Genomic DNA, 13,781 nt, shown 5'->3' with positions numbered 1-13,781 from the left:
GACACATCCATGAGTTCCGAACAGATCATCGCTTCCCTTAAAGAGCTGGTTGCCACCTCTGAAAACCCGGGCAAGGTTCTCACCGATCCTGCGGATCTGGACAATTACGGCAAGGACTGGACCAAAATCTACCCGCCCAAGCCGCTGGCCATTGTCCTGCCGAAAACCACGGAGCAGGTGCAGGCGCTGGTGAAGTTTGCCAATGACAATCAGGTGGCTCTGGTACCTTCGGGCGGACGTACCGGCCTGAGTGCAGGCGCCGTGGCCGCCAATGGCGAAGTGGTGGTAGCGTTCGACAACATGAACCAGATTCTGGATTTCAACGCCAGTGATCGCACCGTACGTTGCCAGGCCGGGGTGGTGACCGAGCAACTGCAGACCTTTGCCGAAGAAAACGGCCTGTACTATCCGGTGGATTTTGCCTCCGCCGGGTCGAGCCAGCTCGGTGGCAACCTGTCCACCAATGCCGGCGGCATCAAGGTCATTCGCTGGGGCATGAGCCGGGACTGGGTTGCCGGACTGAAAGTGGTGACCGGTAAAGGTGATGTGCTGGATCTGAACAAGGATCTGGCCAAGAACAACACCGGCTACGATCTGCGACATCTGTTCATCGGTGCCGAGGGCACCCTGGGTTTCATTACCGAAGCCACCATGAAGCTTACCCGCAAGCCGGACGACCTGACCGTGCTGGTGCTGGGCCTGAATGACCTCACCAACACCATGGATGTCTTGCAGGCTTTCCAGAAAAAACTGGATCTGACCGCCTACGAGTTTTTCTCTCACCAGGCCATGGGGCATGTACTGGCCCACGGCCAGGTACAGGCACCGTTCGAGACCGAGGCGCCTTACTATGCACTGCTGGAGTTCGAGGCTGTCTCTGATCAGGTGATGGACGATGCCATGGCACTGTTTGAGCAGTGTGTGGAAGAGGGCTGGGTGCTGGATGGCGTCATCAGCCAGAGTGAAACCCAGGCACAGAACCTTTGGCAACTGCGTGAGCGGATTTCCGAATCCATCGCGCCGCGAATTCCCTACAAGAACGATATTTCGGTGGTGGTTTCCAAGGTGCCGGGCTTCCTCCAGGAAATCGACAACGTGGTTACCGAACACTACCCGGACTTCGAGATCATCTGGTTCGGCCACATTGGTGACGGCAACCTTCACCTGAACATCCTCAAACCGGAGGACATGGCGAAGGAAGATTTCTTCGAAAAATGCCAGCAGGTGAACAAGTGGGTGTTTGAAATTGTCGAGCGTTATCAGGGCAGTGTCTCTGCTGAGCACGGTGTGGGCATGACCAAGAAACCCTACCTGCAGTACACCCGCAGCGAGGCGGAAATTGCCTACCTGCGCGGTATCAAGCAGGTGTTCGATCCCAATAACATCATGAACCCGGGCAAGATCTTCGACTGATGCAAGAGCACATTGTTGTACTCACCGGCGCTGGAATCAGCGCCGAAAGCGGCCTCTCCACCTTCCGGGACAACGGTGGGCTGTGGGAGCAGCACAGTGTGTACGATGTGGCCACGCCGGAGGCGTTCGAGCGCAACCGGGATCTGGTGCTGAGGTTCTATAACGAGCGCAGGCGGCAACTTCAAACCGTCCAGCCCAATCCTGCGCACCGCTTGCTGGCGGAGCTGGAAAGCCGTTTTCAGGTGACCGTGGTCACCCAGAATGTGGACGACCTGCATGAGCGCGGCGGTTCGAGCAATGTGCTGCACCTGCACGGTGAACTCACCAAGGCCCGCAGTTCCGCCTATCCGGACCTCATTTACGACATCGGCTACAACGACATCAATCCCGGGGATACCTGTGATCGCGGTGCCCAGCTTCGGCCCCATATCGTCTGGTTCGGCGAAGAAGTCCCGATGCTGGATGCGGCGGCAGAGGTGGTGCGCACCGCAGATCAGTTGCTGATTGTGGGTACGTCGCTGCAGGTATATCCGGCGGCAGGGCTGGTCTACGAGGTGGACATTGATGTGCCCATCACGGTGATTGATCCCGGCGAACCTGCGTCCGTCTCCCGGGCACGGGTGATTCGCAAAGGGGCCTCGGAAGGGGTGCGGGAGTGGGTTTCGCGTTATTTGTGAACCTGGCGTTAGCCTCGGAGGTATTTCTCCAGTTCACTTCTGAATGCTGCCTGGACACCTAAACGTTTTAGCATCCAGTAATGCCCCGCAATCATCCGGTCTATGAAAATACTCTCGACCGGTGGTTTGAAGTAATCCAGGTATTTGAACACAGTACTGGTTTTTGCGGCCACGTGTTTATGGATATCGGCCTCGGCGAAGTCGTAGGGCTCATCGTTCAGGAACGGGATGATCAGGATATCCCTCCACATGGCGTAATAGGCTTCATCGACCGCCGGTTGGCTGTCCACGCGAGCGCCCAGGTCGATCAGGTACTGGTCCAGGGCCTGGTAGTCCTCATCCAGCGCTGCGATCAAGGCTTTGCGGTAGGCTTCTACAATCTCCGGTTTGAGTTTCTTCACGCAGCCGAAGTCATACATGATAATGGTGCCATCCGGCCGGTAGGCGAAATTGCCCGCGTGAGGGTCGCCGTGAATGCACTGGAACCGGAACAGCTGATCGGCCATGATCGTGAAAATCCGGTGGCCAATCAGGTTGAGGGTTTCCTGGGAGTAGTGTTCCGGTGTGACCTTGCTGACGTGGTCGCCCTCCACCAGCCCCAGGGTCAGGACCCGACGGGTTGAATGGCTGTCGACCACCTCCGGGATGATCACCCACGGCTGATCATTGTGGAATTCGTGGAACAGCTTGAGGTTTCGCGCCTCGTTCTCGTAATCCAGCTCTTCCTTCAGTCGCACCCGGATTTCGCCGAACAGCTGGTCAACCGTCTCCTTGGGCATTTTCAGCAGGCCGCCGAGCTTCAGGGCCAGTCGTAGCTGTTTGAGGTCGGAGTCGCAGGATTCATCCACGCCGGGGTATTGCACTTTCACGATCACATCCGTGCCATCGTGCAGGCGGGCGCGGTGTACCTGGCCGATGGAGGCAGAGGCGTAGGGTGTTTCCTGCAGGTATTCAAACAGCTCGCCAACCGGCTTGCCCAGCTCACTTTCCACCTGTTCCAGAATCACCTCGAATGGCATCGGTGGTGCTTCTTTCTGGAGTTTTTCCAGCGCGTCCGAGAATTCTTTGGGCAGGAAGTCCTGGGTCTGGGAGGCTATCTGCCCCACCTTCATCACCGCCCCCTTGAGCTCGCCCAGGGTATCGGCAATTTGCCCGGCCATCCGGGTGTAGCTTTCGCTCTGGGCGCCTTCGTCATTTTCGGTGCGGAACATGCGCCGCGCTCTCTGGCCGGCGTACTGGCCCGCCACCGTGGCGGTCATGCCTGCGAGTTTGAAGAAGCGTCCTGTGCGTGAAGTAACGGGTTTCCTGGCCATGGTAGTGCCTGTTCTACGGGAAGTTTGCAGCTCGTCTGAATATCCGTATCCGTGTTGCGTTCAGACCACTGTGGTCTCCACAAATAACACATCTTCCAGCTCCAGGGACAGAGTCTGGCCGCTGACAAGCGGGCCAACGCCTTTGGGCGTGCCAGTCAGCACCACATCGCCGGGTAACAGGGTGAACTGGGTGCTCATATGAGCAATCAGGGGCACGATCGGGTTCAGCATGTCGCCGGTATTCCCGGTCTGCTGGCGCTGGCCGTCGATATCCAGTGTGAAGTTCAGGTTGCCCTTGGCAAGTTGGTCGGCGGCAACGAACGGTGAAAGCGGGCAGGCGCCGTCGAAGGCCTTTGCGCGCTCCCAGGGGTGTCCCTTTTCTTTCAGGCTGCTTTGCACGTCCCGCAAGGTGAGGTCCAGGGCCAGGCCATAACCGAGAATGGCACTTTCCACTTCGCTGGCGGAGGCATTGGTCAGGGGGCGGCCGATAAGTACGGCCAGTTCGGTTTCAAAGTGCACCGCACCCTGGCCTCTGGGGTAGACCAGCGGGCGGGTGATATGAACCGCTGCGGTGGAGGGTTTGATAAACAGCAGCGGTTCTTCCGGTACCGGGTTGTTCAGCTCCCGGGCGTGTTCGGCGTAGTTGCGCCCCACACAAACGATTTTGCCAAGGGGAAGATGAACCGGTGTTCCATCTTTCCAGTGATGCTGATAATCGCCCATGGTGGCGCCTCCGCTCAGTCTCCTTCGAATGAGCAGACAGTATAAACCTGCAGACCTTCTTCCTGCAGCTTGCGTGAGCCACCCAGATCCGGCAGATCAATCATGGCTGCGACCTCTACGATTTCAGCACCGATACGGCGGATCAGACGGGTTGCGGCCAGCATGGTGCCGCCAGTGGCAATCAGATCGTCCACCAGGATGACCTTGTCGCCGGGTTTGAAAGCGTCTTCGTGTAGCTCGACGGAAGCCGTGCCGTATTCCAGTTCGTAGTCTTCCACCAGGGTGTCGAAGGGCAGTTTGCCCTTCTTGCGCACGAGTACCAGAGAGGCATTCAGCTCGTAGGCCAGCGCCGAGCCAATAATGAAGCCTCGGGCATCGACGGCGGCAACCGCATCAATGTGCTGGCCATGGTAGCGATGAACAAAGGCATCAATCAGTTTACGAAATGCCGTTTTGTCCTGAAGGACCGTGGTGATGTCCCGGAAGGAGACGCCGGGTTTGGGCCAGTCCGGCACAGTGCGGATGGCTTTCTTGATGCTCTCGGAAAAATAGTCCATAACTCACCTGTATGGATGCGGCTCAGGCCACATCCAGGAACATGAATTTCAGCACGAAGACAACGGCAATGGTGGTGACGCTCCAGTTCAGATCGGACCATTTGCCGGCCAGGGCCTTGACCGCAACATAGGTAATGAAGCCCAGTGCAATACCGTGCGCGATGGAGAAGGTGAGCGGCATCATCAGGGCCGTCACAATGGCCGGTGCGATGTCTGTGATGTCGTCCCAGTCTACCAGTTTGAGGCCGCTGGCCATCAGGCACGCCACGTACAACAGGGCCGGCGCCGTGGCGTAGGGCGGAATAACACTGGCGATGGGGGCAAACAGCAAGCAGGCCATGAACAGGGCAGCGACCACCACTGCTGTCAGGCCGGTGCGGCCACCAGCGGCGATACCCGCGGTGGATTCCACGTAGCTGGTGGTGGTGGAGGTACCGAGCGCGGCGCCAGACATGGTGGCTACGGAGTCAGACATCAGGGCGCGGCCCAGACGGGGCAGCTTGCCGTCTTTGTCCAGCAGGCCGCCTTTCTGGGCTGCGCCTACCAGGGTGCCGGAGGTGTCAAACAGGTCAACAAACAGGAAAGCAAAGACCACGCTGATCATGCCCACGTTCAGCGCGCCGGCCAGGTCCAGTTGCATAAAGGTGGGGGCAATGCTTGGCGGGGCCGAAATAATACCGTTGTACTCCACCATGCCCAGCATCATGGCCACGACCGTGACGGCAATAATCCCGATCATCACAGAACCGGTAATCTGACGGAATGACAGAGCGCAGATCAGCACAAAACCCGCGAAGAACATCAGCGCTTCAGGTACTTTTACATCACCCAGGCTAACCAGGGTGGCCGGATGATCGACCACGATACCGGCATTTTTCAGCGCGATCAGCGCCAGGAAGAAGCCGATGCCGGCCGAGATGCCAAACCGGAGGGACATCGGGATGGAATTGATGATCCACTCCCGCACCTTGAAAATACTGAGCAGGAAGAACAGGAAGCCGGAGATAAACACCGCCCCCAGCGCGACCTGCCAGCTGTATCCCATACTGCCAACCACGGTGAACGAGAAGAACGCATTCAGGCCCATGCCCGGAGCGAGCGCGATGGGGTAATTTGCCCACAGGCCCATGATCAGGGTGCCGATGACGGCGGCAAGGCAGGTGGCCACAAACACCGCACCGAAATCCATGCCGGTGGACGACAGGATGCTGGGGTTGACCACGATGATGTAAGCCATGGTCAGGAAGGTGGTAATGCCTGCTACCACTTCTTTACGGACAGTAGTGCCGTGGGCCTGGAGTTGGAACAGTCGTTCAAGCATGACTCGGGTCTGCCTCTAGGATGCCTGGATTAGGGAGTTTGAAAGTCTGTTTGCGTGCGGAAAACGTGAGTTGGGTGAAAAAACGGCAATGTTACCGGCTCAGGCGCTTCGCGCCAAGGGATGATTCAGAGTTCAGTTCAGCATCTGGTCCCGCTGCAGACGAATATCAAAGCGCACCGCGAGCATACGAACAATCACGATGAACAGCAGGCCGATGGTCAGTGCGATGGATTCGCTCTCCAGCCACCACTGGCACACAAAGTACAGCCAGCAACCGGCGAAGGCGATGGAGGCGTAGATCTGATCCTTGCGGAAAATAAAGGGAACTTCGTTACACAGGGTGTCGCGCAGGGCGCCACCAAAGCAGCCGGTCATGACACCCAGCATGGACGCGATAAACCAGGAATGGCCCAGATCAAGAGCCAGTTGGGCGCCGAGGATGGAAAAAATGCCAAGGCCGATGGCGTCCGGGAACACGATTCTCGATTCTTTCAGGGAATGGGCCCGGCTCCAGTAGCTGAACACAATTGCCATGGCCAGGATCAGGATCGGCTGCTCCTGATGCTTGATCCAGTACAGCGGGTGATTGTCCATGATCAGATCCCGCAAGGTGCCGCCACCCAGCGCGGTAATAAAACCGATGGCAAAAATACCCACCGGGTCCATGTTTTTCGAACGGGCGACGATCATGCCGGAAATGGCAAACGCCACAACGCCAATCATTTCAAGAGTATAGATGATGTCGAACATGGGCGGCTCTGATCTGACGAAATTCAGGCTGGGGCGTGCGTCAAAGGCTGGAAGAATAGCGGAATTCGCCCCGGGATTCACCATTCAGGTATCGGTGGTTGGGGCTGACAGTGTGATCTGTTTCACGACAGTTACGCGTATCTCTGTTTCATTTCCCGTTTGATTGATCCGGAGTACTGCAATATGGCCCTGATGCGACTGGCTTACGCCAGCGAAGCAACGTTTGAAGCGCAACCCCTGGAAAAGGGCGTAGAGCCCCATGTGGCCAGAATTCTCATGGTGTCCCGAAGAAACAACGGCCGGGCGGGGCTGGTCGGTGGCTTGTACTATGGCGACAACCGGTTTTTCCAGTACCTTGAAGGCGAGGAAGAATATGTCCGGGAAACTTTCGAGCGTATCCGCCAAGACTCTCGCCACCGCAATATCCGCACGTTGATTGAAGAGCCGCTGGATGTTCCCACCTTCTCCAACTGGTCCATGAAATACGTACCCTTGTCATCCGATGTGCAGGCATTCCTGGAGAAGCACCAGTTGCCGGACTTCAACCCGGCGGCCTTTTCGAGTCACCAGTGCGAGGAAATGATCGACCTGATTCGGCGCTCCAGCGACGATCAGAAACTGGTCAATCACGATGAAGACGGCCCAGCCCGGGTTCAACCGTCACAAACCCTGTCTCCCGGCGTAAAGTATGGGCTTCTGGCCGCAGGCGTGATGATCATCGTCGCCATGGTGGCGGGCGCTGTGCTGTTCTGAATCCGCACTTTTATCAGCCGGGCTTATTGCCATGAATAAGCAGCCTTGATTTGCTTCATGGGCCGTGTGCGTTTAGCTTGATCGGGGTCACTTACAACATCAAATCAGACCGACCCTGACGCCAACAGGGTAAGAACAGACAGCCCAGGAGCAACCATGAAAGCCATTCTGTGCAAAGACTATGGCCCGGCAGAGAATCTGGTCATCGAAGACATTGCCAGCCCGGACGTAAAAGGCAGCGGCGTAAAAATCCGGGTCAAGGCTGCAGGCCTGAACTTCCCGGACACCCTGATCATTCAGGGCAAATACCAGTTCCAGCCGCCCATGCCGTTTTCCCCCGGTGGCGAACTGTCCGGTGAAGTGCTTGAAGTGGGCGAAAAAGTCACCCGTTTCAAACCCGGAGACCGGGTAGCCGCCCTGACCGGCTGGGGTGCGTTTGCCGAAGAAGTGGTTGCTCCGGAAGCCAACCTGTTGCCAATTCCGGACTCTATGTCCGATGAGAAAGCAGCGGCTTTCATGATGGTGTATGGCACCTCCTATTATGCGCTCAAGCAGCGAGGTAACCTGCAGCCCGGCGAAACCCTGCTGGTACTCGGCGCCAGCGGCGGCGTCGGCCTGGCGGCCGTGGAGCTGGGCAAGGCCATGGGCGCGAAAGTGATCGCGGCGGCCAGCTCCGCTGAAAAACTCGCGGTGGCGAAAGAAGCCGGCGCCGATGAACTGGTGAACTACACCGAGGAATCGCTGAAAGATGCGGTGAAGAAACTGACCAAGGGCAAAGGTGTGGATGTCATATACGACCCGGTCGGCGGAGATTTCACCGAACAGGCCCTGCGCACCATGGGCTGGAACGGCCGCCACCTGGTGATCGGCTTTGCCGCAGGGGACATCCCCAAGATTCCCGCGAACCTGACACTGCTCAAGGGTTGTTCTGTGGTAGGCGTATTCTGGGGCAGCTTCACCCAGCGCGAGCCGCAAACCAGTGCCCAGAACATGATGGAGCTGTTGCAGATGTATGCCGACGGCAAGATCGATCCCAAGGTCAGCGAAGTGTTCCCGTTCGAGGAATATGCCGCGGCGCTTGGGGCGCTTACGGGGCGTCGGGCCACTGGCAAGATCGTTTTGCGAGTTGGCTAATGGTTCTTCGAACCGGAGGGCTTGTCTCACTCCTGGCCTTCGAGTGCGGGTGGTGGTGAGATCGGGGTGCCCCTCCCAAAAACCGCTACGAGCACATCCATGTGCGCTTCTCTCCGGCCATCCATGGCCTCCGACATTTTTGGGAGGGGCACCCCGATCTCACCTGCATACCTTGGTGGGATAGTCTGAAAAGAACTTCCCGTTAAGGGGCTGGAGGACTATTGCTGAGCTTCCGAAAGCCGTGTCGGGGATTGCTTCCAAAAAATTTTGAGGGCCAGGGATGGCCCGAAATAAGCGCACATGGATGTGCTTGTAGCGGTTTTTTGGAAGCAATCCCCGACGCGGCAAACTCCCAGGCTAGCAGGCTAGGGACGGGCGACGAACACAAGTGATGTGCTCAGAACCGAACATCCCCCGAATCAATATCCGAGACTAGCTCCGGAGTCAGCAAAGTATAACCGGACGAACCGGGCAGCCAGGCGTACACATCGTCTTCCGACCGCTCCAGCGAATAGCCGAGCTTCTGGATGTCCACCTTCCGGTACTTGAACGTCCCCGTCTTCTCGATGGCATTGGTCACCCGCACAAACACCGGCACCGCATAGGCCGGCAGATTCTCCTGCAGATAACCAAACAGCTTGTTGATATCGAACGCCGAACCATTGGACTGAGGCACCAGCGTTACCATGCCCGCCTTGCCGTTGGTTTTGGGAATCTCGACACCGTACACAATGGCTTCCTCCACCATGCCGGAGCCATCGATGATGTTCTCCACCTCCGTCGTCGACACGTTCTCACCCTTCCAGCGGAAGGTGTCGCCCATGCGATCGACAAACTGCAGGTGACGGCAGCCGATTTCTTTTAATACATCACCGGTATTGAACCAGGCATCGCCTTTCTTGAAGCCATCGCGCAGGATGGATTTCTCGGTGGCTTCCTTCTGGGTGTATCCCTCGAATGCCCACTTCTTGTTGATCTCCCCGATCAACAGGCCGGGCTGGCCTTTTTCCACTTCCTCCAGACGGCCCTTGTCGTTGCGGATCGGCTCCCGGGTGCCCTCGTGGTACTTAACCAGCTTGTAGGGCGCGGTGGAGAAGCCCACGGTGTTGTCCATGTTGAAAAAGTTGCTGAAGCCGATATTGCCTTCCGATGAGGCATACAGCTCAGCCACCTTGTCGATGCCAAAGCGTTCCTTGAATTCTTTCCAGATGGAGGGGCGCAGGCCGTTGCCGATCATTTTGGTCAGGCCGTGGTTGCGGTCCTGGCTGCCGGGAGGTTGATTCAGCAGGTAGCGGCACAGTTCGCCCACGTAGCCGAAGGTGGTGGCGTTGTAGCGGCGGACGTCGTCCCAGAAGGCGCTGGCGGAGAATTTTCGGCGCAGGGCGATGGCGGAGCCTCCGGCCAGAACCGAACCCCAGCACACCAGCAGGGCCGTGCCATGATACAGCGGCAGCGTACAGTACAGGACGTCTTCCGGTTCCATGGCCAGGGAGAGCATGCCAAAGCCGCCATAGGCCTTGATAAATTTGCGATGCGAACCGGGCGCCGCCTTGGGCAGGCCGGTGGTGCCCGAGGTGTAGAGGAACACGGCGGTATCACCCATGGTCACCGGGTTGCTCAGGATCGGGCGGGTCGAGGGCCGACGGCTGACTTCCAGGGCCAGATTGACGTAACCCTCCGGCGCATCGCCAAAGGTGTTCAGGGTGTTGGCGTCGTGCAGGTAGAGCAGGGGATGCGTGTGCCGGAGCTGAACCTCACCACGAACCGACTCGGCATGGTCGATCAGTTCGCTACCAACCACCAGCAGTCGTGGCTCGATCAGGTTGATACTATGGGCCAGCACTTTGCCTTTCTGGGAGGTGTTCAGCATGGCGCAGGCCACGCCGACCTTGGCTGCGCCAACAACGGTAGCCAATAGTTCCGGTCGGTTTTCCAGCAGTACCGCAATGGCATCGCCCTTTACCAGCCCCTGATCTTTCAGGTAATGGGCAATTCGATTGCTCCAGGCATCCAGTTCTGCCCAGGTAATGCTGCGATCTTCGAAGAGAATGGCAGGGCGAGTGGGGTGCTTGTCAGCGTTGCGCTCTACCAGCTTGCCAAGGGTCAGCTCTTTTTTGTCGTCCTTGACCCGGTAGTAGTAAAGCCCTTTTGCCACGAAGGGAAATTTTTTCAGAACCGTGGGCAGGCTGCGCATGATGTCGCGTGCGGTTACGATGTCTTGGCTCATGGTGCGTCCGTTTCAGTCGTCATTGTCTTTATAGGTTTTGAACCGCGGACCAACCCCTGGCTCCGCGGCTAATCCAGGAACAGGTCCGGCAGCAGCGGCTTGTCACCTGCGGCATACCGGTAGTGTTCGAAGTTCTCTACGCCATCCTGACGAAGTACATCCTCGTCAATCAGCGCTTGCCCGGTCAGCTCGTCCGCACTGCGGGACAGTATGCTGACCGCGGCATCGGCCATGATCTCCGGCTTTCGTCCCTGCGCCATCAATTGAGGCCCGCCCACTTCGTGTTCTATGGCGGCAGTGGCAATCAGAGTCTTTGGCCACAGGCAGTTCACGGCAATGTTATAGCGGCGAAACTCCTCGGCCATGCCCATGCTGAGCATGGTCATTCCGTATTTTGTGGTGGTGTAGGGCCCGTACTGGGCAAACCACCGGGTATTCAGGTTCAGCGGTGGCGACAGGCTGAGAATGTGGCCACCGGATTCCTTCAGCCAGGGCAGGGCCGCCTGACTACAGGTGAATACCGCCCGGGCGTTAACCTGATGCATCAGGTCGTATCGGCTTACTTTCAGGTTTTCGACACCGGTCAGACGTATCGCCCCGGCGTTGTTAACCAGTGCATCGATACCGCCAAAATAACCGGCGGCTTCATCCATTCGCTGGCGGACCTGTCGCTCATCCCGCACGTCCAGCACCAGCGGCAGTGCCTGGCCTCCGGCGTTGCGAATTTCCTCAGCGACCGTGTGGATGGTGCCGGGTAATTTTGGATGCGGGGTATCCGTTTTCGCCGCAATGACCACGTTGGCGCCTTCCCGGGCACAGGCCAGGGCGATAGCGCGGCCGATTCCCCGGCTACCGCCGGTTATAAACACTGTGCGCTGCTGTAGCCGGCTCATGATTCTGCCTCCTCGGTGGACTGCACGTCTGCCAGAAGTTGGCCACGCTTGACCTGGTCCCCTTTGCGGGCGAGCAATTGGCTAACGGTGCCATTGCGATCCGCCTTCACCGGATGCTCCATTTTCATGGCTTCCAGAATCACCAGGGTCTGGCCCTGTTCCACCTGATCGCCCTCTGCCACCAGTACATCAATAATGGCACCGTCCATCGTGGCCTGGACCTTGCCGCTGCCGGCGCCCATGGCACCTTGCGCGGGCTGGTGCGTGATGTCCCGAACGCACCAGGAACGGCCGAACGCCTGCAAATATAGGGAATCTCCGCTCCGGTAGTATTGGCACCGCTGACGAACCCCCTTGTCGATAATGCATAGCAGGCCGGGTTCCTGGCGTTGCAGTTGCAATTCATAGTGTTCTTCGCCGTGGGCCACCAGCAGTTTGTGGCCACTGTGCCGGACCAGCAGTTCCAGGGTTTCGTCCTGGGCCTCAAGTTTCATCGGCATGACGGTGGCGGGGGCGTTACTCCAGCCTTCCTGGGCGGATTGGCCGAGGCTCAATGCGCAGGCGCTCAGGGCCAGCTCGCGGATGGTGAGCGGCTGGGGCGCCAGTGACGGATCATCCTTGAAGGCCTGTTGCAGGAAGGCCGTGGTGGCTTCACCGGCACCAAAGGTGTCATCGGCGATGATGCGGCTGAGGAAATGGCGGTTGGTGGTCACACCAAACACCGTGGTGTCTTCCAGCGCCCGGATCAGGCGGCGACGGGCTTCGTCCCGGTTCTGGCCCCAGGCGATGACTTTCGCCAGCATGGGGTCGTAGTGGGGACTGACCACGTCACCGGAGCGCACGCCGGTATCAAACCGCAGTCCTTCGCCTTCGGCCGGAGTGAACTGGTGCAGGGTGCCGGTTTGCGGGTTGAAACCGCTGGCCGGGTCTTCGGCGTAAAGTCGTACTTCGATGGCGTGGCCATTGAGTTGGATGTCATCCTGGGCCAGAGGTAGTGGGCGGCCTTCAGCGACCATCAACTGCCAGGCCACCAGATCCTGGCCGGTAATCAGTTCGGTGACCGGATGCTCTACCTGCAGGCGAGTATTCATTTCCAGGAAGTAGAAACTGCGGTCTTTGTCGACCAGAAATTCCACGGTACCGGCGCCCTCGTAACCGCAGGCCAGGGCTGCTTTGACAGCAGCTTCGCCCATGGCCTTACGCAGTTCCGGGGTAACAAAAGGTGAGGGCGCTTCCTCTACCACTTTCTGGTGCCGGCGCTGTACGGAGCAGTCCCGCTCGCCCAGGTATACGGCGTTGCCGTGGCGGTCTGCAAAAACCTGGATTTCCACGTGCCGGGGTTCGATGACCGCTTTTTCGATGATCAGCTCGTCGTCACCAAAGGCTTGCTTGGCTTCTGAGCGGGCCCTTTTAATGTTGTCGGCTAACTCGCTTTCGCTTTCCACCAGGCGCATGCCTCGGCCACCGCCACCTGCGGAGGCTTTGAGCATGAGGGGGTAGCCGATGTCCTGGGCGGCGGCGATGAGTTCATCATCACTAGCGTTGTTGCCTTCGTAGCCCGGGACTACGGGCACGCCGGCTTCCTGCATGGCGATTTTCGAGCGGCGTTTGCTGCCCATGAGTTCGATGGCGTTTTCGGGCGGGCCGACGAAGGTGAGGCCGGCCTGTTTGATGGCTTTGGCGAAGCCTGCATTTTCGGAGAGGAAGCCGTAGCCGGGGTGGATGCAGTCGGCGCCTGTTTTGGCGGCGGCTTCGAGGATGGCGTCGGCGTTCAGGTAGGAGGCGGCAACCTGTGCCGGGCCGATGCAGACGGCTTCGTCGGCTTGTTCAACGTGCAGGGCGTTGGCGTCGGCTTCGGAGTAGACGGCAACGGTTCGATAGCCCAGCGCCTTGGCTGTGCGGATGACCCTGACGGCGATTTCGCCTCGGTTTGCGATGAGTAGTTTTTTTAGCATTTGTATGTCACCTGCCTTGATACGCGCCTGCGTGTTTGGGTGCTCGTGCGCACCGCTGGCGGGGA

At 58.5% G+C, this 13,781-nt stretch carries 12 protein-coding genes; 4 read left to right on the top strand and 8 right to left on the bottom strand.

What is annotated here, in order from left to right:
* The first annotated feature begins 9 nt into the window (after positions 1-9).
* Together ARC85_RS08320 and ARC85_RS08315 are read left to right on the top strand one after the other, a co-directional pair.
* Positions 10-1,413 carry a D-2-hydroxyglutarate dehydrogenase gene (locus tag ARC85_RS08320; RefSeq protein ID WP_014422184.1) on the top strand — a complete coding sequence of 468 codons (1,404 nt, stop codon included), beginning with the start codon at positions 10-12 and terminating at the stop codon, positions 1,411-1,413.
* Positions 1,413-2,090, top strand: coding sequence for an SIR2 family NAD-dependent protein deacylase (locus tag ARC85_RS08315; RefSeq protein WP_011786261.1), 678 nt, complete (start codon positions 1,413-1,415; stop codon positions 2,088-2,090). Before ARC85_RS08320 ends, ARC85_RS08315 begins: the two co-directional genes overlap by 1 nt.
* Before the next feature lie 8 nt (positions 2,091-2,098).
* Here ARC85_RS08315 and ARC85_RS08310 read toward each other — a convergent pair whose 3' ends face one another.
* The 5 genes from ARC85_RS08310 to ARC85_RS08290 all read right to left on the bottom strand — a co-directional run bounded on the left by ARC85_RS08310 (position 2,099) and on the right by ARC85_RS08290 (position 6,754).
* Positions 2,099-3,403: an ABC1 kinase family protein gene (locus ARC85_RS08310; RefSeq protein WP_014422182.1), complete on the bottom strand. Its 1,305-nt coding sequence runs from the start codon at positions 3,401-3,403 to the stop codon at positions 2,099-2,101.
* Positions 3,404-3,463: 60 nt separating this feature from the next.
* Positions 3,464-4,126 (bottom strand): fumarylacetoacetate hydrolase family protein, encoded by a 663-nt coding sequence (locus ARC85_RS08305; protein ID WP_022991437.1) that lies wholly within the window; start codon positions 4,124-4,126, stop codon positions 3,464-3,466.
* A gap of 14 nt (positions 4,127-4,140) precedes the next feature.
* Positions 4,141-4,683, bottom strand: coding sequence for an adenine phosphoribosyltransferase (locus ARC85_RS08300; RefSeq protein WP_011786258.1), 543 nt, complete (start codon positions 4,681-4,683; stop codon positions 4,141-4,143).
* Positions 4,684-4,705: 22 nt separating this feature from the next.
* A complete protein-coding gene (locus ARC85_RS08295; RefSeq protein ID WP_286714702.1) occupies positions 4,706-6,004 on the bottom strand; it encodes an NCS2 family permease in 1,299 nt (432 codons plus the stop codon).
* 132 nt (positions 6,005-6,136) lie between these two features.
* Positions 6,137-6,754, bottom strand: coding sequence for a trimeric intracellular cation channel family protein (locus ARC85_RS08290; RefSeq protein WP_286714701.1), 618 nt, complete (start codon positions 6,752-6,754; stop codon positions 6,137-6,139).
* Positions 6,755-6,937: 183 nt separating this feature from the next.
* On the opposite strand from ARC85_RS08290, the gene ARC85_RS08285 reads away from it, so the two are divergent.
* Together ARC85_RS08285 and ARC85_RS08280 are read left to right on the top strand one after the other, a co-directional pair.
* Positions 6,938-7,507, top strand: coding sequence for a BLUF domain-containing protein (locus ARC85_RS08285; RefSeq protein ID WP_286714700.1), 570 nt, complete (start codon positions 6,938-6,940; stop codon positions 7,505-7,507).
* Between the two features lie 156 nt (positions 7,508-7,663).
* Positions 7,664-8,641, top strand: coding sequence for an NADPH:quinone oxidoreductase family protein (locus ARC85_RS08280; protein ID WP_286714699.1), 978 nt, complete (start codon positions 7,664-7,666; stop codon positions 8,639-8,641).
* Between the two features lie 397 nt (positions 8,642-9,038).
* Here ARC85_RS08280 and ARC85_RS08275 read toward each other — a convergent pair whose 3' ends face one another.
* The 3 genes from ARC85_RS08275 to ARC85_RS08265 all read right to left on the bottom strand — a co-directional run bounded on the left by ARC85_RS08275 (position 9,039) and on the right by ARC85_RS08265 (position 13,716).
* Positions 9,039-10,868 (bottom strand): long-chain-acyl-CoA synthetase, encoded by a 1,830-nt coding sequence (locus ARC85_RS08275; RefSeq protein WP_286714698.1) that lies wholly within the window; start codon positions 10,866-10,868, stop codon positions 9,039-9,041.
* A gap of 68 nt (positions 10,869-10,936) precedes the next feature.
* A complete protein-coding gene (locus tag ARC85_RS08270; RefSeq protein ID WP_286714697.1) occupies positions 10,937-11,761 on the bottom strand; it encodes an SDR family oxidoreductase in 825 nt (274 codons plus the stop codon).
* Positions 11,758-13,716, bottom strand: a complete 1,959-nt coding sequence (locus ARC85_RS08265) for an acetyl/propionyl/methylcrotonyl-CoA carboxylase subunit alpha (protein WP_286714696.1) — start codon at positions 13,714-13,716, stop codon at positions 11,758-11,760. The genes ARC85_RS08270 and ARC85_RS08265 overlap by 4 nt, the downstream gene beginning before the upstream one ends.
* Between the last annotated feature and the right edge of the window lie 65 nt (positions 13,717-13,781).

Source organism: Marinobacter sp. tcs-11 (genome assembly GCF_002049515.1).
Taxonomy (GTDB): Bacteria; Pseudomonadota; Gammaproteobacteria; order Pseudomonadales; family Oleiphilaceae; genus Marinobacter; species Marinobacter nauticus.
This window is presented reverse-complemented; position numbering and strand designations above follow the sequence as displayed.

Bases quoted from the DNA above. Each gene is read 5' to 3' on its own strand.
- ARC85_RS08275 (WP_286714698.1), bottom strand. From the start codon at position 10,868: ATGAGCCAAGACATCGTAACCGCACGCGACATCATGCGCAGCCTGCCC.
- ARC85_RS08290 (WP_286714701.1), bottom strand. From the start codon at position 6,754: ATGTTCGACATCATCTATACTCTTGAAATGATTGGCGTTGTGGCGTTT.
- ARC85_RS08270 (WP_286714697.1), bottom strand. From the start codon at position 11,761: ATGAGCCGGCTACAGCAGCGCACAGTGTTTATAACCGGCGGTAGCCGG.
- ARC85_RS08280 (WP_286714699.1), top strand. From the start codon at position 7,664: ATGAAAGCCATTCTGTGCAAAGACTATGGCCCGGCAGAGAATCTGGTC.
- ARC85_RS08310 (WP_014422182.1), bottom strand. From the start codon at position 3,403: ATGGCCAGGAAACCCGTTACTTCACGCACAGGACGCTTCTTCAAACTC.
- ARC85_RS08320 (WP_014422184.1), top strand. From the start codon at position 10: ATGAGTTCCGAACAGATCATCGCTTCCCTTAAAGAGCTGGTTGCCACC.
- ARC85_RS08285 (WP_286714700.1), top strand. From the start codon at position 6,938: ATGGCCCTGATGCGACTGGCTTACGCCAGCGAAGCAACGTTTGAAGCG.
- ARC85_RS08265 (WP_286714696.1), bottom strand. From the start codon at position 13,716: ATGCTAAAAAAACTACTCATCGCAAACCGAGGCGAAATCGCCGTCAGG.
- ARC85_RS08295 (WP_286714702.1), bottom strand. From the start codon at position 6,004: ATGCTTGAACGACTGTTCCAACTCCAGGCCCACGGCACTACTGTCCGT.
- ARC85_RS08300 (WP_011786258.1), bottom strand. From the start codon at position 4,683: ATGGACTATTTTTCCGAGAGCATCAAGAAAGCCATCCGCACTGTGCCG.
- ARC85_RS08305 (WP_022991437.1), bottom strand. From the start codon at position 4,126: ATGGGCGATTATCAGCATCACTGGAAAGATGGAACACCGGTTCATCTT.
- ARC85_RS08315 (WP_011786261.1), top strand. From the start codon at position 1,413: ATGCAAGAGCACATTGTTGTACTCACCGGCGCTGGAATCAGCGCCGAA.